The 17,631-nt window shown below is 68.8% G+C and carries 16 protein-coding genes; 9 read left to right on the forward strand and 7 right to left on the reverse strand.

Annotated elements, in window-relative coordinates; all coding sequences use genetic code 11:
• Positions 1-147: 147 nt before the first annotated feature.
• Positions 148-1,332: a site-specific integrase gene (locus BGK67_RS33470; protein ID WP_069924326.1), complete on the reverse strand. Its 1,185-nt coding sequence runs from the start codon at positions 1,330-1,332 to the stop codon at positions 148-150.
• 1,234 nt (positions 1,333-2,566) lie between these two features.
• Between BGK67_RS33470 and BGK67_RS33475 the strand changes: the two genes are divergently transcribed.
• The 5 genes from BGK67_RS33475 to BGK67_RS40845 all read left to right on the forward strand — a co-directional run bounded on the left by BGK67_RS33475 (position 2,567) and on the right by BGK67_RS40845 (position 8,571).
• Positions 2,567-5,788 (forward strand): hypothetical protein, encoded by a 3,222-nt coding sequence (locus BGK67_RS33475; RefSeq protein WP_141754139.1) that lies wholly within the window; start codon positions 2,567-2,569, stop codon positions 5,786-5,788.
• An 891-nt stretch (positions 5,789-6,679) separates the two neighbouring features.
• A complete protein-coding gene (locus tag BGK67_RS33480; RefSeq protein ID WP_141754140.1) occupies positions 6,680-7,147 on the forward strand; it encodes a hypothetical protein in 468 nt (155 codons plus the stop codon).
• A 62-nt stretch (positions 7,148-7,209) separates the two neighbouring features.
• Positions 7,210-7,485, forward strand: a complete 276-nt coding sequence (locus BGK67_RS33485) for a hypothetical protein (RefSeq protein ID WP_141754141.1) — start codon at positions 7,210-7,212, stop codon at positions 7,483-7,485.
• A complete protein-coding gene (locus BGK67_RS36975; RefSeq protein WP_167739666.1) occupies positions 7,482-8,243 on the forward strand; it encodes an ABC transporter ATP-binding protein in 762 nt (253 codons plus the stop codon). Before BGK67_RS33485 ends, BGK67_RS36975 begins: the two co-directional genes overlap by 4 nt.
• A gap of 199 nt (positions 8,244-8,442) precedes the next feature.
• A complete protein-coding gene (locus BGK67_RS40845; protein WP_279628740.1) occupies positions 8,443-8,571 on the forward strand; it encodes a hypothetical protein in 129 nt (42 codons plus the stop codon).
• Positions 8,572-8,585: 14 nt separating this feature from the next.
• Here BGK67_RS40845 and BGK67_RS33495 read toward each other — a convergent pair whose 3' ends face one another.
• The 4 genes from BGK67_RS33495 to BGK67_RS33515 all read right to left on the reverse strand — a co-directional run bounded on the left by BGK67_RS33495 (position 8,586) and on the right by BGK67_RS33515 (position 12,168).
• Positions 8,586-9,836, reverse strand: coding sequence for an MFS transporter (locus tag BGK67_RS33495; protein ID WP_069924331.1), 1,251 nt, complete (start codon positions 9,834-9,836; stop codon positions 8,586-8,588).
• Between the two features lie 168 nt (positions 9,837-10,004).
• Positions 10,005-10,874 (reverse strand): IS5 family transposase, encoded by an 870-nt coding sequence (locus tag BGK67_RS33500; protein WP_079154021.1) that lies wholly within the window; start codon positions 10,872-10,874, stop codon positions 10,005-10,007.
• Positions 10,875-11,226: 352 nt separating this feature from the next.
• Positions 11,227-11,436, reverse strand: a complete 210-nt coding sequence (locus BGK67_RS33510; protein WP_069924333.1) for a DUF4287 domain-containing protein — start codon at positions 11,434-11,436, stop codon at positions 11,227-11,229.
• 66 nt (positions 11,437-11,502) lie between these two features.
• Positions 11,503-12,168, reverse strand: coding sequence for a DUF998 domain-containing protein (locus tag BGK67_RS33515; protein WP_069924334.1), 666 nt, complete (start codon positions 12,166-12,168; stop codon positions 11,503-11,505).
• A gap of 129 nt (positions 12,169-12,297) precedes the next feature.
• Here BGK67_RS33515 and BGK67_RS33520 point away from each other — a divergent pair, with 129 nt between their 5' ends.
• Together BGK67_RS33520 and BGK67_RS33525 are read left to right on the forward strand one after the other, a co-directional pair.
• Positions 12,298-12,945, forward strand: coding sequence for a winged helix-turn-helix transcriptional regulator (locus tag BGK67_RS33520; protein WP_069924335.1), 648 nt, complete (start codon positions 12,298-12,300; stop codon positions 12,943-12,945).
• Between the two features lie 35 nt (positions 12,946-12,980).
• Positions 12,981-13,892: an alpha/beta fold hydrolase gene (locus BGK67_RS33525; RefSeq protein ID WP_107489042.1), complete on the forward strand. Its 912-nt coding sequence runs from the start codon at positions 12,981-12,983 to the stop codon at positions 13,890-13,892.
• 151 nt (positions 13,893-14,043) lie between these two features.
• On the opposite strand, the gene BGK67_RS33530 is transcribed toward BGK67_RS33525, so the two are convergent.
• Complete coding sequence (locus tag BGK67_RS33530; protein WP_069924336.1) at positions 14,044-14,649, reverse strand: mycothiol-dependent nitroreductase Rv2466c family protein; 606 nt, start codon at positions 14,647-14,649, stop codon at positions 14,044-14,046.
• Positions 14,646-15,254, reverse strand: a complete 609-nt coding sequence (locus tag BGK67_RS33535) for a TetR/AcrR family transcriptional regulator (RefSeq protein WP_069924337.1) — start codon at positions 15,252-15,254, stop codon at positions 14,646-14,648. The genes BGK67_RS33530 and BGK67_RS33535 overlap by 4 nt, the downstream gene beginning before the upstream one ends.
• Positions 15,255-15,361: 107 nt before the next feature.
• Here BGK67_RS33535 and BGK67_RS33540 point away from each other — a divergent pair, with 107 nt between their 5' ends.
• Both BGK67_RS33540 and BGK67_RS33545 read left to right on the forward strand, forming a co-directional pair.
• A complete protein-coding gene (locus BGK67_RS33540; protein ID WP_069924338.1) occupies positions 15,362-16,363 on the forward strand; it encodes an ATP-binding cassette domain-containing protein in 1,002 nt (333 codons plus the stop codon).
• On the forward strand, positions 16,356-17,120 hold the full coding sequence (locus tag BGK67_RS33545; RefSeq protein ID WP_069924339.1) for an ABC transporter permease: 765 nt from the start codon (positions 16,356-16,358) through the stop codon (positions 17,118-17,120). Before BGK67_RS33540 ends, BGK67_RS33545 begins: the two co-directional genes overlap by 8 nt.
• Positions 17,121-17,631: the final 511 nt, after the last annotated feature.

Consider the following 17,631-nt stretch of genomic DNA (forward strand, 5'->3'; position numbering starts at 1 on the left):
GAGCGCGCGCGTACGCAGCGAACTTCGTCACACTAGCCAGGCGCACGTACCCCGTGAGCGGCCAGATGCTGCCCGGGGCCGGGGATACGAGCCGGCGCTCCCTCCCGATGGCGACAGCCTGGGCATCGCCGTAGGCAGCCCCGCCGTTTACGGCGCCCCTCCCCTGGTACTGCCGCGCGCGGCCTGGACCTGGTGCCAAGGGTTCTGAGCCCGGGACTGGGCCCGGTCGAGGTACTGGCGCTTGACCGTGGCCGAACCCGGCTTCCACCGCCCCTGCTGCGTCGGGTCGCCGCCGGCGTCCGCGATCTCCTGGGCGCCGCCGCGGCGCAGGCCGTGCGAGGTGATCAGGTGCCAGCCGGGCAGCCCGGCCAGGTAGGCGCGGTGGCGGACCCAGTCGTTGAGGGCGTCGCCAGTGACGTAGTCGCCCCGCGCGGTGGCCGCGGACCGGTTCTGCAGCCGGCCCTTCGAGGTCAGCGCCCGCATCAGCGGGCCGTCGTGGACGCCCAGCCGGTGCAGGCACTTCAGCCAGTCCCGTACGGCCGCGACCGGGTCGTAGCGCGGGTCGGCCGGATCGGCCGGGATGAAGGTGCTCTCGCCCTTTCCCTCCTGGTCGGTCTTGGAGTACGCGATCCACAGGTCGACCCCGGCGTCCTCGACCTCGACGTGATCGATGTCCAGGTCGGCCAGCTCGATACGGCGGTTGAGCGCCCCGCGTCCCACCAGGAGCGCGCACCGGTCCCGCAGCCCGGCCGATGTCCGCAGGTCACAGGTGTCGACCATGGCGCGCAGCATGGGTTCGGTGATGGCCGGGGCCTTGCGCACCCGGTTCCGCTTCCCCCACTCCTTGCGGTACTCGGCCAGCATCCCCCGCGCCTCGGTCGTGCCGGGCCGCCGGTCCTCCGGCATCCACGTACGGACTCCCGACATGTACGTGCGGATGGTGTTCGGCGCCATCCCCCGGGCGATCAGGCCGGCGACCCACTCCACGTACGTGGCCGTCGTGCAGGGCCTGGCCACCCGGCCCATCTCCTCGCACCACTGGGCGAAGTTCCTGCGCTGGCTGCTGTAGTTGCGGTTGGTGTTGGTCGGCGCGGCCTTGTTCCGCAGGCGGTCGGCCGTGGTCGCGGACACCTCGAAGTCCGCGCGCGTGTAGGTGGGGGCGTCCGCCTCGGTGGGCACGGCGTCACCCGGGTAGAGGATGGTGTGCTGGTCGATGAGCGGCCGGGGCGCGGGCGGGACGGCGGCAGGCAGCAGCTCGTCCTCGACGATCTCGGCCTCGAGGACCGTACTGTCCTCGACGGGCACGGCATCCGCTACCTGATCCCCGCTCATGAGCCCCTCCCCTGACGATCGTTCCTGGGCAACCACCCTTGTATAAGGGAATTTATACGAGGGTCAGGGGGTGGCGCCGGCCAGGCAGCCGAACGAGGTGTCCCCTGCCCGGCCCGTCCCGGGGACGCATCCCGGGAGGGCCTCCTCCTGGAGCGACCACCTACCAACGTCGGTAAGTGGTCCCAGCCACCTCACGGTGAGCTGGCTGACTGCACCGGATATAAGGGCCAGGATTACCGTTCCCGTTTACTGTTCCGAACGAGTGGCGGAAATCCTGTCCACTTATCCGTGCGCAACTTACACACACCGTTGGATGCGGTAACGTGGAATCACGGAGCATGAATCCCGGGAAAGTTGCGGCGTACGGTTCCGCGGTAACAGCAGGAAGCCCGTTGCGGTGAACTACCCCGCAACGGGCCCGTCCTGGAGAGCTGCCGCCTCGGACGTGTTACCAGCACGTCCGAGGCGGCTACCCCAGCAGAGCGCGCAGGATCGTCGCGCCTGAAGCCGCCACGGCTGCGACCGGCGCGACGGCTCCGCACATACGACGTATGCGTACGAACCGTCGCCACCAGCGCTTTTGCCTCGGCGGCCTTCCTCCTTCGTCAGGACCCATGGAGGCGTCCTCCTTCCAAGCAGGCTGCGCACCGTGCGCACGCCTCGGCATGGCTCCCCAAGTGGAGAGGCATGCCGACGAGCGGCACCGTGACACGAGCCAGCCGTGAAAGGGCCTACGCAGGGAAGGCTACCGAGCCTGCTCACGATTTTGAGGCAGAACAGGAGAATTACAGGAAAGGAGTCGATCCCGGTTATCAGTGCCTGGGCACAGCTTCCCTGAAAGATCGGTGGTCCGCCCATTCTTCGGTCGCCCAGCGCCCCCTTCTTCGTGTGCGCGGCCAGGAGGTGAAGTAGCCGTACACGTCGGCGATCCCGTCGACGGAGCCGAGTCGAAGAACGTGGCCGACCCTTCAACCACCGGCACGACCAGGGGAACCCATGTGCGGCCCGATTCGCACGGTTGTTAAGCTCCCACCCGACCGGCGGGGGGCCGATCACGCAGAGCCAAGCCGACGCCGCAAGAGCGGCTGTTCGGGCCGGCTCAGGCCTTCCCCCTCCACCCGTGCTCGCCCATGAGAAGGTGGTTGTGAACCCAACCGCAAGACGACCGTCGCGACTGCGTCGCGGCCTCGGAGCCGCCGCGCTGGCTGTGCTCACCGGCTTCGCGTCACTGACGGTGCCTGAGCCTGAGGCGGTCGCCGTACCGTCCTCCAGCGCCCCCACCGAGTTGGTGCTGCCCGCCGGACCGCGGGGCCTCCCGGCCAGGGACCAGCTCTTCGTGGCCGGCGACACTGGCCTGCTGCACGCACGCGAGGACAGCGACCGGTTGCTGTGGACCCGGTACGACACGGGTGCCACTACTGATACGGGGCTGCGCATGCCCACTCCGCTCAGTGGGAACCTCGACCGGGGTGAGCCCGCAGGTGGGTACCTCGGAGCTCCCGATCACCGCTACGGAACGTCCTCCGATACGGTTGCCGTCCCCACGGCTGCGGCCCCCGCCAAGGTCGACCTGTACAACCTGGCCACCGGCCGACCGACTGCGCTGGGCACCATCACGATCCCGGCCGGGCAGACCTATTCGGGGACGTACGGGCGCACCGTGCTCACCTTCGAGGGCAGCGGCACCACCGTCACCAACTGGTTCCTGAACCGCTTGGACGGCGGCTCGACGGTCCGGACCAAGGTGGTGCTACCGACCGGTGCGGTCCTGGCAACGTTGGTGCACGACGGCGACCAGGACTCCTTGATCCTGCGCTACCGCCTCAACAACCTCACCCATTCCACCCTGGTGGACGTCGTGACGGGGCAGACCACCGCCCTGCCGGACCAGGGAGAGCACGACAATACGTATGCTTTCCGGCTGGCCAAGGGCAGGGTGCTCCGCATCGGCTACCAGCGCCCGGTGGACGTGCTCGACCGGGCGCAGCCGCAGACCGTGCTGAGTTCCCGTTCCGAGCTCTCTTTCGATGCGGAGAAGGGCGAGCTGCGCCTGCTGGGCGACTGGCTGGTCGGCACCCAATCCACCGCGGGAACGACCGGCGACAACCGCGGCCGTCCGATGTACTTCTCCGGCATCGGCCCGAACGAAGGAACCGGCGAGTATCTCCTGGACTTCGCCGACACCCAGTTGCTGCCCGCTCCTGACGGCTCGCTCTTCGCAGTCGGCAGCCTTGAGGAGCCCGCGTTCAACACCCAGCCGCAGACCGCCGTTTACCGCATCACCGCGCCCGAAGGCGCCACACCGCGGGCCGACAAGCTGGTCGACGTTCCCCACGCGCCCGCGACCGTCTTTGGTCTGTCGATCGGCGGAGGTGTGCTCACCACTGCCTCGGACACCGTCCACTTCCAGCCGGGCGACGTCACCGGCGCCTACCGCAGCTACCGTGTCTCGAACGACGCCACCCCGGTCAAGACCGCCGAGTACCTCGACGGTAGGCACCCCATCCTGAGCTGCTACGACCACGGCATCGGCTGTGCCGGACTCCGCTCCACCGGGGACGGCCGGTACCTGGAGTACGAGCCGCTGGACACAACCCCGTTCGTCGTCATCCGTCAGGCAGGTAACCGCGAGTGGGCAGATACCTTCCCCATGAACGGTGAAGGCGGTATGCGGACCGCGGACGCCTCGGGGCGCTACATGGTTCTCGCGCAGACCGCCTACGGCAATTGGATGTCCAACAACAAAGTGATCGTCGGCGATCTCGACACCCGTACCCGGGTCTTCGAGACACGGGCGACCGGCGTCGCAGTGCAGGGCGACACGCTGTGGACCTCCAAGGAGGGCAGCACCACCGTCCGCGCCACCGACGTCTGGGGGCTGCAAGAGCGCGCCACCTTCACCACCCCGTGCCCGGCCACACTGCTCGAGGCCGTCGGGCGCTTCGTCAGCTGGGGCTGCCAGGACAACCGCGGCACGGTGCGCACCAGCGGTGTGTACGACACGGTGACCCGCCAGACCCTGTCGGTACCGGTGCAGAGCGCTGCCTGGACGGACACGACCCGTGGCCGGGAGTCGCTGCTCGGCGACGGCTACCTGGTACGCCAGGATCTGGCCACTGGTCGCCTGCTGCTGCTCGACTTCCACGACGGCATCAAGGTCTCCGGCGGCGAGAACACCGTGCAGGTGCGCACGCTCGCCCAGGGCGCGGAATGGAAGTCCTTCCGCTACCCGAACCGGTCCTGGGCCGTCGACCGCACCGGCGCGAACATCGTGTGGATCGACGCCGACGGGCATCGGATCCACGTCGCCAACAACGGCATCGCGGCCGCCAAGGCCGGCAACCGGTTCACCGCGCTCTCCCCGGCACGGCTCCTGGACACCCGCGAGGCCCTCGGACGTCCGGGCACCACGCCGCTCCCGGCCGGCGGCGAGATCGCGCTGCAGGTCGCCGGGCGCGCGGGGGTGCCGGAGTCCGGGGTCAAGTCCGTCGTGCTGAATGTGACGGTCACCGACCCGAAATCCGATGGCCACCTGACCGTCTGGGCCTCCGGCACCACTCGCCCCGACGCTTCCAACCTCAACTGGACCACCGGGCGCACCGTGGCGAACCAGGTCGTCGCACCAGTAGGCGCGGACGGCAAGGTGAACCTGCGCAACGCGGGTTGGGGGACCGCCCACCTGATCGCCGACGTCTTCGGCTACTACTCGGCGGATGCCAAGGGCAGCACCTACTCGGCTGCGGGACCGGCGCGACTGCTGGACTCGCGGGCGGCGATCGGTCGGCCGGGAACCACCCCGGTGCCGGCTCGGGGTGAGATAACGCTGCAGGTCGCAGGGCGCGGAGGTGTTCCGCAGAGCGGCGTCAAAGCCGTCGTGCTGAACGTGACGGTGACGGACGCCAAGGACGCCGGGCACCTGACGGTGTGGCCGTCGGGCAGCACCCGGCCGAACTCGTCCAGCCTCAACTGGACGGCGAGCCAGACCGTGCCCAACCACGTCGTGGTACCGGTCGGGGCGGACGGTGCGGTGGAGCTGTTCAACGCGAGCTGGGGCGCCGCCCACCTGATTGCCGACGTGTTCGGCTACTACTCCGACGACCAGGCCGGTGCCGGATTCCGTCCCGCCGGACCCCAGCGCGTACTGGACACCCGCACCACCGGCGCCGTGCCCGCGCGCGCGAACACCGTACTCGATCTGTCCGGTAGCCGTGAACTCGGCGCTGCCAAGGCGGTCGTGCTGAACGTGACGGTGACCGACCCGAAGTCCGACGGCCACCTGACCGTCTGGCCCTCGGGCACCACCCGCCCCGATTCGTCCAATCTCAACTGGACGTCTGGGAGCACGGTGGCCAACCTGGTGACGGTGCCGGTGGGTGCCGACGGCAAGGTGGACATCGCCAACCTGGGCTGGGGCTCCGCGCAGGTGATCGTCGATCTCTGCGGCTACTTCGCCTGAGAGGGCGAGCCCGCTGTACGCCCGCGGCCTCCCCACCGAGTACCGACTCGGCGGGGAGGCCGCCGTGTATCAGCAGTCGGGGCGGCTACGGGCTCGATGTATATCTCGTACACGGTGAAGACGACGCGGCAGTGCGGGGCGTGCTCCTGGGTCTGGCGGGCGAGGGTGAGGCGCAGCCTCGAACTGGGGGCGGACCTACGCGGGTGCTGGTCTTCCCGAGAACACCTTGTCGCGCGGGATGCCCTGCCCCGCGAGGGCGTCGAGCGGGGACTGGAGTTCTGCAGAGGCTACACCGGCACCAGACGGACCGTAGCCGGCTCCAAGCAGCCCGGCGGCCATTCCGCCAACCCCAGAGACAGCCGCATCTCCTGTGCGAGCCGAGCATGATCAATCTCAGCGGCACGTTCTGCGCCGCCGCAACTACTTCCACCCGTATGGCAGAGAACCGGTTGTTTCTTGCCAATGCGCCTCAGGAGACCCAGCGGACACTCGGCACCGTTATCCGAACAAGAACGGCTCGAACTGGACGGTGGGGGCATAAAGGAAATTCTTGCACTTTTAAAGCAATGAAGGCATGCATCGAGCCAACTATGGCCAAATCTGCACCAAGGGTGCTTCTGCGGGTTTCCCCGACACGGTTTCTCAGCGTGGGGCGAGCCCTCTGCGCAAAAGTTTCTGCGGCGTGTCGCCCGTGACTTGTTCACGGCGATGACCAATCCCTCGAACCCCGGGGATGGGTTACGTTCCCTGAGCACGTCCCGGCCGACCACCCGGGTCGGTGAAAACGGGGAGAAATAACGGGGAAGAAGACCACAGGGCACGGGTCTTGCTTGGAACCATTACCTGCGCTCCGGCATGTCTTCTTCCCCGGCTACGCATCTAGGAGTGTACGTGCAGCGCACTACTCTGCGCGCTGCCGGAGCCTCGGTGATCGCCGCCGTCGTTCTCGGAATAGCCGCCCCTGCGGCATCCGCCGCGACCTCAGCCATTCCGGCGCCTGCCGCGCGGGCCGGGGCCGTGTCTCACACGGCCGGCCTCCAGCAGCCGGGCACGTTCTCGTTATCCGCCACCGGTACGGTCACCGGTGACCTGGGCAGCGGCGCCCATGGGCCGAACTCATCGCCTGGAGGCGTTGCCGATTCGGAGAGCGCCGCTGCCAACAAGGGCAAGGCGTTCCTCGAGCTGCTGAAGCGCACGGGCGGCCTCTTCAAGAAGGCCGCCGACAAGGCGAAGGCAGGCCGAGCCGCGTTCGAAGAGTGGATCGGCCAGCAGAACTGGGCTGTGAGGGCTGCCTGGTGGGCCCTCAGTGGCGGTGCCCAGGCGTACGCCTTCGACGTTCTGGCCAACTGGGTCGGCTGACTTCCCCCGGGGCCGCCCCCTGATCCAGGGGGCGGCCCCTCCGAACGACCGGAAAGGCACGCATGCCCACCGGAGCATCCGGATCCACCCCGGTGGACCGCTTCTTCGCAGTTCCCATGGTCCTGCTCGCCCTGACTTTCCCCGTGTTCTTCTTCGGCGAGGACAAGGGTCGAACCGCAGGGTGGCTGCTCTACGGAGCGGGCCTCGCCCTGACCGTCTGCGGGTACGTGTACTGCGCCCTGACGGGGAAGAAGGCGAGCGTGGGCGGCGCGAGCTGCGCTGTCGGGGCCGTGGTCATCGGGTTGTTCGCCTGGTACAGCTTCGGGGGACCCTGGTGACCGATACGGGCTCCTCTTCTGACAGTGGTGTGATGGCACGCGCGCTGAGCTGTAGGTTCGGCCCGAAAACCGTGCTGCACGACGTATCCCTGGACGTGCCACTGGGATCGGTGACTGGATTCCTCGGTGCCAATGGTGCGGGAAAGAGCACGGCGATTCGCATCATGCTCGGCCTCCTGCGGGGAGGAGGCCGGACCCATTTTCTAGGTCGCCCCCTGTCCGCCTGGAACACGCCGGGGCGGGTGGTCGGTGCTGTCCTTGGAGGTGTGGCCGGCCACCCCTCCCACCGAGTGCAGACGCATCTGGCCATGGTCGCAGCGGGGACAGGCCTGCCGCAGCGCCGCGTCGACGAGGTCCTCGACCTGGTGGGACTGGCCGAGGCCGCCGCATTGCGCCTCAACGCTCTGTCCCTGGGCATGGCCCAGCGGGTGGGCATCGCACAGGCAATGCTCGGGAACCCGCCCGTTCTCATCCTCGACGAACCGGGCAACGGCCTCGACCCGCACTCCCTGCGCTGGCTGCGTACATTCCTCCGCCACCTCGCCACCGAGGGACGGGCCGTGCTGGTCTCCAGCCACCTGCTCGCGGAGATGGAGCAACTGGCCGACAGGGTGGCCGTCCTCGCCCAAGGCACCGTGGTCGCACAGACCACGGTGCGTGACATCAGCGCCCGGACCGGAAACGTCATCGCGCAGAGCCCGGATACCGGTTCTGCGGCTTTGCCTGCGCGGTGTCTGGTGGCTCGGACCGCGAGGTGAAGGCGGAGTCGGCTCCTGGCCGTGGCGACCGGCAGATGGTCGTGGTGTCGAGGAGCGGCTTTCTTGACCCCGTTTGGTGCGTCTACGTCCACCAGGGAAGCCACCCGTTGGAACGCGGTGGAGTGTTGGCTGTTTCAATGGCGACTCCGAAAACAACGCGCTCAGCGAGACCTTGTGGACCGCTCCCGACCGGATTCGTATGACCACGGCGGGAGGCGCGGTCCACGAAGTGACCATCGCCCCAGGCGGTCGGCCTGGCGCCCTGCGCCCGCTGCGCGACCCGGACGCGCCGGATCTGGAGGAGGACGACGAGGAAGAAGGCTGCTGACACCTACTCGCTGGTCATCCCGTCACTTCCGCGGCAACGCCCGGCTGCGGCCGGGTCCGCGTGCCCCAGCGGGCGAGCGACGGGCCGACAGCGCCCAGTGCCGCGAAGAACACCGCCAGCAGCAGCCAGCCTGTCGTGCCGAGGCCGAGCACCACCGTGGTGAGGATCGCGGGGGCGAGAGCCTGGCCCGCGCTGAAGCCGAGACCGAGGACGCCTTGGTACTGGCCCTGGGCGTGGTCGGGGGCAAGGCCGAAGCCCAGGGCGAAGCCCGCCGATGACTCCCAGACCTCTCCCAGGCTGTGGACGAAGATCGCGGCCAGGACCAGTCCTGCCGCGGCCCAGACTGGGGTGTACGCCGCCAGCGCCATCATCGGGCAGCTGACGAGGAAGAGCAGCCCCGCCGTGCGAAACGCCCGGCCGCCGTCGTGCGGGGTCTCGATACGCGAGCCGATCCTGGTCTGCATCAGCACACAGAAGACGGAATTGACGGCGAACAGTGCGGCCACCGTCCAGCGCGGCGCTTCGGTGTGCTCGGAGATCCAGATCGGCAGGAGCAGGGAAACCACCGGGTACTGCAGTCCCATGGCCCCGTAGAGGGCGGTGAACGCCAGGAAGGGACGATCCGCGAGGACGAGCCAGCGCCGCTGTTGCGGCGGTGCTGCCAGTACCGGATAGCGGGGCAGCAGGAGCAGAAGCACCGCGCACAGGGCGAAGCTCGCCGCGTTGCCGAGGATCAGCGCGACGTAGGCGCCGCGGGTGTCCGCGGCCAGCGCCAGCCCCGCACCCACCGTTCCCAGGACGACGCCCAGGTTGACGAACGTGCGCAGCTTGGCACGGAACAGGGCCGGGCGCTCACCTCCGACCCGGACCACCAGAGCGCCCCACGCCGCCCCGCCGGCCGCCGCGGCGATCTGGTCGACCGTCGCGATGACCGTGAGCGCGGCCCAGCTTTCGACGAGGACGAGGGCCGCCATCGACACCGCCTGGACCGCGAGGGCCGACATCATGATCGTGCGCGCCCCTCGCCGGTCGGCCAGATGCCCGCCTGGTATCCCCGCGCACAGGCCGATCACTCCGGCGATGGTGAGCGCGGCGCCGACCTGCACCGCGGGCAGGCCCACGACCAAGGTGAAATAGAGCGCCGACGCCGCGTTGAACAGACCATTGCCGACTCGGTTGACGAAACTGGCGGCGATCAGCACGCGCTCCGGCCTGCTGTCCCCCACCATGCGGCCTATTCGGCCTGCCAGGCCGCCCTTGATCATGGACGGCAGGCTAACAGCGGCCGCTGATCCAGCAGCAGTCGCACCAAGATGGCCCCGGTGTCCTATCTCAGACACCGGCCGCAAAGTAGGTCGCGGGTGGCCGTACGAGTCCCGCTTCCCCGTCCTGGGTGGCGTCGTTGGTCTGAGAGGTCGTTTTCGTCCGATGTTTCATCCCAGAATCGGGTGTTCCGTGGCCGTCTTCGGGTCGCGCCAGGAGATGGTGTTCTCGCTTGTGAGGCGGCGGGCCATGAGGTCGGTCATGGCGATGTGGATCACGGCTTCGGAGCGGGTGGGCAAGGTTTCGTAGTCGCGGGCAAGGCGTCGGTGGAACATGAGCCAGCCGTAGGTCCGCTCGACCGCCCACCGTTTGGGCATGGGGGTGAATCCCCTGGTCCCGGGCTTGCGGGTGGTGATCTCCATGTCGATGCCGAGTGTGGCGGCATGCTCAACGAGGTGCTGGCGGTAACCGCCGTCGACCCACACCTTGCGGATGCGGGGGTGTTCGGCGGCGACCTGGTCGAGCAGCGAGGTGCCGGCAACGGAGTCCTGCACGCTCGCCGCGGTGACCAACACTGCGAGGACAAGGCCGAGCGTGTCGGTGACGATGCTCCGCTTCCTGCCCACGATCTTCTTGCCCGCGTCGACGCCCTGGCCGGCAGCGGGGACGCTGGTGGAGGTCTTGACACTCTGGGCGTCGATCACACAGGCCGTTGGCTCTGCGTCCCGGCCCTCCTTCTCTCGCAGAAGCTGCCGGAGCAGGCCGTTGAGCTGGGCGAACACGCCCTCGTCAGCCCACTTGGCGAAGTAGCCGTAGACGGTGTTCCAGTGCGGGAAGTCGTGCGGGAGGTAGCGCCACTGGACCCCGGTACGGTCGACATACAAGATCGCGTCCATGATGTCGCGCAGGTCGTGTTCGGGCGGCCGGCCGAAGTCCAGGGCCCGGCCGCGGCGCTCGAAGCGCCATGCGGCCAGCACCGGCTCGATCAACTCCCAACGGGCATCGGACAGATCGCTCGGATACGGACGTCGCTTCGCCATACGTCCGGCGTACCGCGCCGGACCGCATGCGCCCAGGCGCACACCCGCGACGGTGGAAGCACACGACCTCGGAGACCGGTCATCCTGGGATGAGACAGGAACACGTGGCTTTTCGCCCCATCAGCCACCCCACCCGTCCCCGCTGGCGTCGATCGCCACCGCAACCTCACCTGCACCGCAACCCGACACTCCGAGAAGCTGTTGATAAGCCGCAGTCCAGGTGAAAACGACCTCTGAGGAACTGTTGGCGAACTGGACGCTGGTCGACGGCGACTGGGACCTGGTGGCGAACAAGAGCGGGGCGACCCGGCTCAACGCCTTGTGTATCGACGCCCGGCGACGCATTGAGGGCTCACGTGGTGTCGTTGGCCAGCGTGTGCGCGACCAGTGCATTGGCGTGGCCGTGGCCCAGGCCATGCTCAGTCTTGAGCCAGGTGACGAGTTCCATGTGCTTGGTCAGCGGTGAGGTGCCGATGAGGTCCTTCCACTCCGTTATCGGGCGGCCGTACTTCTTTTCGATCGCGGGAAAGTAGCTGGCGGGCCCATGGGCCGGTGCGGTCATGCGGATGTCTCCTGTGGGTCGGTAGTGGTCTCGGTGTAGTTGCCGGCGGGCGGCGGAGTAGGGCCGCTAGCGCCGCGCGGGGAAGGCCAGGCGGGCGGTGACGGCGCTGAGGCCGAGCAGGCCGAGTCCCGCTCCGGCGGTGAAGGCCGCCACGGTGGTGGCGGAGGCGGCGAACCCGGCGATGACTCCGACCGGCACGAGGCGCGCGGCGAGCGCCCAGCCGCGCTGTCGGCGGGCGGCGAAGTGCCGGGCGAGCACGAGGAACGCGGCGCACAGAGCGAGATAGCCGACGGTGCCACTGAGCATGTGGATCGCGCCGTGTGCGCTCAGCGAGGTGACCCGGTCCTCGGGGGCGCCGGCGGGGAATCCGGCTCCTGGGTCGGCGTGGAAGACCCCGGCCAGCAGGAAGGAGGCGCCGAACGCGCCGAGCAGCCGGGGCGCCCAGGTGCCTCCGGGAGCATCGTGCAGGGCCTGGCGTGTCGCGATCGCGCCGCCGATGACCAGCAGGCCGGTGAGGAGGAAGACGGTGACCTGGATCCAGCCGTAGGTGCCGAGGCTGAGCTGGCTGAGAGCGTTGCGGGTGAAGTCGAAGCCGTCCCGGGTCAGCCCCTGGGCCAGGCCCGCCGCGAGGAAGAGCGGGCCTGCCGCGATGCCGGCGGCCGCCGGCAGCCGGGGCACCGGCCGGGCCGGGCGCCTGTCGCGAGCGGCCGGACGGTCGAGCGTCTGCGTCATCGAGGGGGTCCTTCCTGGTCATGGCTGAGGAGGGCGACCAGAGGGGGATCCACTCGCCGCCGAACGAGAAGTGAGCTTGTCTTTTGCAAGCATGCTTTGTCAATGGCACTTTGGGTTAGGGTTTGCATCATGGCGACTCGGGAGTACAAGCAGTTCTGCGGCCTGGCCCGCGCGATGGAGATGGTCGGCGAGCGGTGGTCGATGCTGATCGTCCGCGACTTGCTCAACGGACCCCGGCGCTACACGGACCTGCGCAAGGGCTTGCCCGCCATTCCCACCAACATCCTCTCGACCCGCCTGAAGCAACTCGAAGAGGCAGGACTGGCCACCCGCCGTGCGCTGCCGCACCCCGAGCGCGCGGTCGTCTACGAGCTCACCGAATACGGTCGGGATCTTGAACCGGCGCTCATCGCGCTGGGCCGCTGGGGCGCGAGGACGATGACCGAGCCCCGCCCCGGCGAAGCCATCACCGCCGAAGCGGTGGCCATGTCCTTCCGCACCGCCTTCCGACCCGAACAAGCTCAGGACACCACCGTCGGCTTCGAGGCCCGCATGGGCGCATTCACCATCCGCCTGCAGATCACCGACGGTTCGCTCGCTGTCGGCCCCGGCATGCATCCCGCCCCGGACCTGGTCATCGAACGGCTGTCCGGCCACCCGGTCCGCGAGCTGATGAGCGGCAGCAAGACCCCCGCCGACGTACTTGCCGACGGCAGCGTGCGCGTGGAAGGCGATCCCGCGCTCCTCGGCCGGTTCGCGGAGATGTTCCGCTTCTGATCAACACCTCCTCCGACGACGCCGGAAGAAGACCTGTGACCTGGCTCGAACGCACCGTGGAACGCGATGGCGTCCGCCTGTCCTGCCGCGACTGGGGCGGCTCGGGGCCGCCCGTCGTCCTCCTGCACGGACTGGCCGGCCACGCAGGCGAATGGGACACCCTCGCCCAGGCCCTGAGCCCTCGCTACCGGGTGGTCGCCGTCGACCAGCGCGGCCACGGCGCCAGCGAGCGCCGCCCGCATGAAGCGAGCCGCGCCGCGTACGTCGCCGACGTCCTCGCCGTCATCGACCAGCTCGACCTGCACCGGCCCGTCCTGGCGGGACAGTCCCTGGGCGGCCACACCGCCATGCTCACCGCCGCCGCACACCCCCACCTCGTACGCGCGCTCGTCCTGATCGAAGCCGGCCCCGGCGGACCGAACCCGAACGTGCAGGCCGAGATCGCCGGATGGCTCGATGCGTGGCCGACACCCTTCCCATCCCGGGAGGCCGCCACCGAGTTCCTCGGCGGCGGCCTGGTCGGCGAGGGATGGGCCGCCGGGCTGGAGGAGCGCGACGGACGCTGGTGGCCCCGCTTCGACAGAGACGTCATGGTCGCCTCGGTGGCCGAGAACGCCCAACGCTCCTTCTGGGAGGAGTGGGCACGGATCACGTGTCCGGTCCTGACCGTCCTGGGCCAGTCCGGCATCATCTCTCTGCGGGAGTCCGAGACCATGCTCCGACGGCACCCAGGGGCAACGGCCGCGAGCGTCCCCGGCGCCGGCCACGACGTGCACCTGGAGCGCCCCGACGTCCTGCGGCACCTGCTCCAAACGTTCCTCGACGAGGTCGCCGCGCACCCCGGCGCACGCACGGCCGTGACCACCGAACCATCCGGCTCAGGCGGCTCGGGCTCACGTATGCCGACGAAGCAGCAACCCCCATCCTGTCGTCAAAGGATCGAATGACGACAGGCACAGCGGACGGCGCGGGGTGTTGATGACCAGGCATCGAGACCGGGGTCGCTCCGCGTCCTCTCTGCCACACAGCTGGAGGGGCCGGCGGAGTGTCATCGACACCTGAGCCGGGGCTGTGTCGGTGAACGTCGATGACCGGGTGTCACGCCTTGAGTTCGCGGAATGTCGAGACGCTGGCCATCAGGAGGGTGGCTTCCCAGAGGCGGATGACGTCTGCTCTCGCAGGGGTGGCGTTGAGGACGGGGCCGAAAAATGCTCGTTGGGTGCCGTCGGGTGTGGTGATGGCCAAGACGGGAGTGCCAATCTGGGTATCGATCTGGTCGACGCCGGCGTGGTGCGAGGCGCGCAGTGCCTGGTCGTAGTCGGTGGCGGTACCGGCCTCGGTGAGCACGGTGGGCAGGCCGCTGCGGTGCAGGGCTTCGCCGATGTCGCCGATCCATTCGCGCGCGGTGCCGTCAGGCTCGGTCCACAGTGCGGCGTAGAACCTGCCGAGTGCGGTATGTCCGTGGTCGGTCTGGACGGCCGCCGCGATGCGGGCGGGAATCCACAGGTAGCCGTGTGGGTCGCCTTCGGGGTCGTCGTCGCGATGCTCGTTGAGCACCGCCAGGCTCATCACCCACCAGCGCACCTGGAGCGCCACCTGGTCGGCGACCTGGGCGATCCAGCGTGCGGTGTGGCGGGTGAGCGGGCAGGCCGGGTCGAGCCAGAAGTCGACACTCCAGCCTGCCTCGGTGGTTGTGCCGGTCATGGCTTCGGGTCCGATCCCGGACGTGCACCAGCCGTGGCGGTGACCCCCCGTTCCAGTGTGCGGGTCACGGTCGCGGTGACGTCGAACTTGGCGAGGGCACCCCGTTCGACCTGTTCGAAGGCGGTGTAGGTCACTCCCCAAAGGACTTGCTGGATCCATTCGGCGCTGAGCTGGTCATCGAAGACGTCCTCGGCCTGCCCGCGGCGGATGAGGTCGATCACCGGGTCGTGCGGTGCCGGAAGGTCAGACTCGAGGGTGGGGGCGACATCGCGCACCAGGGACTGGTCGCCGAAGACGAACATGATCGCATCGCTGGCCGAGGCCAGAGCCGCGATCACACGCCGCATGGCATCCAGCGGGTGCCCTTTGTCGGGCTCCGCTTCGACGATGGCGCCGCCGATGGCTTCCAGAGCGTGCTCGGTGGCGGCGCGCAGCAGACCGTCGCGTTCTGGGAAGTAGCGGTGCAGGGTCGTGCGGCCGACCTCCGCGGCCTCGGCGACCTGGGGCAACGTGGCTGCCCGCTCGCGCGCCCAAACACGCACCGCGGCAGTCACAATGGCCCGTTCGGTTCGATTCCGGGCACTGGATGTCTGCTTCGCACTCATGACCCAATGGTATCAGTGACACCCGTAAGGGGTTGCTGGGACTCAGAAGTGGAAGTTTGAAGTTCCATTCAGGGTGCTTTACAGTCCGCGTTATGAGTGGAGAGAAGATGATCCGGGCCGAGGGTCTGCGTCGGACCTTCAAGGTGGGCAAGGGGACGATCGAGGCGGTGCGCGAGGTCAGCTTTGATGTCGCGGCCGGTGAGCTGCTGGCGCTGCTCGGGCCGAACGGTGCGGGCAAGTCCACCACCTTGCGGATGCTGACCACGCTGCTGCCGCCCACTGCGGGCCGCGTGCACATCGCGGGCTTTGACGCGGCCCGCGAACCGGGCCGGGTGCGCAAGGCGATCGGCTACGTGGGACAGAAGAACGCCTCCGGGGAGAACCACCGCATCCGCGAGGAGCTCATCACCCAGGGGCGCTGCTACGGGCTCCGGCTTCGTGATGCGCGGCGCCGGGCCGACGAGGTTCTGGAGATCCTGGGCATCAGCGACCTTGCCGCCCGCGTCCCCGGCAGCCTCTCGGGTGGGCAGCGACGGCGCGTGGACATCGCCCTCGGGCTCATACACAACCCGAGCGTGCTCTTCCTCGACGAACCCACCACGGGCCTCGATCCACACAGCCGCGCTGGCCTGTGGGATCAGATCCAACACCTGCGCCGCGAGCACGGCATCACGATCCTGCTGACCACCCACTACCTCGACGAAGCCGACCAGATGGCCGAGCGGATTGTCATCGTCGACCAAGGGCGGGTCATCGCCAACGGCACTGCGGCCGCTCTCAAGGCCGACCTGGCCGGCGACTGGATGCACATCACGACGCCGGATACCGACTCGGCACATGCCGCCGCACGCGTTGCCGGTCAGATGGCCGGCGTCCTCGAGGTCACGGCCGAAGGGCAGACAGTGCACGTGCGGATCGCCGATGTTGACGCCGCCCTACCTGCCTACCTGCGGCTGCTGCACCACAACGCGATCACGGTCACGCACGCCTGCATGCGCCGACCGTCCCTCGACGACGTCTTCATCAACCTCACCGGCCGCAGGCTCGAAGACACCGGCCACGCCTACGAGACCGCCAGCGCCGAGCCGATCGGAGCCACCCATGCCTAAGCTCCTCCGCGACACCGCCACGGTCTTCTCCCGCGAAATCACGCCCGAGCTACGCTCCCCCGTCAGCATCGTCCTGGCCATGGGACAGCCTTTGCTGTTCCTCATCCTGTTCGGCTCGATGCTCGTCGGCACCGAAGCCGATCTCGGGGCCGGGGCCGGCGACGTCTGGCAGTGGTTCGTCCCCGGCATCATCGTGATGATGTGCCTCATGGGGCCGCTCTCGGCCGGTCACAGCATGCTCAGCGAACTGACCGGGGGACAGATGGAACGCTTCCTCGTCACCCCCGTCAGCCGCACCTCACTCATCCTCGGACGCACCGCCAAGGACACCGCCACCCTGTTCGTGCAAGCGATCCTCATCACCGCCATCGCCATCCCGCTGGGCATGAAACTTCACCTGACCGGCGCCCTGGCCGCCATGGCGCTGCTCACCGTCATGGCGGTCGGACTCAGCGCCCTGTCCTACATCCTGGCCATCGCCTCACGGCCCAGCGGCACCCTGTTCTGGATGGTCACCCAGATGCTGATCTTCCCGATCATGCTGCTCTCCGGCATCCTCCTGCCGGTCGAGAACGCACCCGGCTGGCTGAGCAAGGCCGCCATGATCAACCCCATCACGTACGTCGTCGACGCCGCCCGTGCCCTGTTCGCCGGCGACTTCCTCGACACCTCCGTGCTCCACGGCGCCCTCGCCGCAACGGTGATCGCCACCATCGGGCTGGGCTTCTCCACCCGCGCCATGAAACACGGCCTTTGAGGTCGATGAGGGCAGTCGATCACGGCCGTGGGGACCATCGGTACAGCCGGCAAGAGAGGTGGGCCTCCACGCCTTCGCGTCCTGCCACCGTGCGCAGCAAGACGATGCCGGGCGAGAACATCCGGTCGGCCACGACCAGTGCCACGCGTAGCGCCTCGGCCATCGACGGGACCCCCGTCACCCGCGTATGCCCCGGGGCACCCCGACCTGCCACTGCGAGCCGGTCCCTACGTAGTCGCCGAGCGCCTCGGGGCTTTCGCCATCCGCTCGTGCGCCGCGGCCGACGTGACCGTGGGCGGGCCAGTCAAGGTCACCGTCACCCCAGGCACCGCCTCGACATGTCCCTCCGAAAGCGGGACCAGATCCTGCGGCCTGCGCGGTCTGTTCGCCTTGTCCCGTCCCATGGGCTGCTCAACGACCCACACGTGCCCGGGAACCCGGCCTGATCGCACTGCCACCCGGTCGCGACGGTCCGCCGCCCGCTATGAGGTGGGACGCGTCCTCGCCACGG

Origin of the sequence: Streptomyces subrutilus (assembly GCF_001746425.1) — a bacterium.
In the GTDB taxonomy this organism is placed as follows: domain Bacteria; phylum Actinomycetota; class Actinomycetes; order Streptomycetales; family Streptomycetaceae; genus Streptomyces; species Streptomyces subrutilus_A.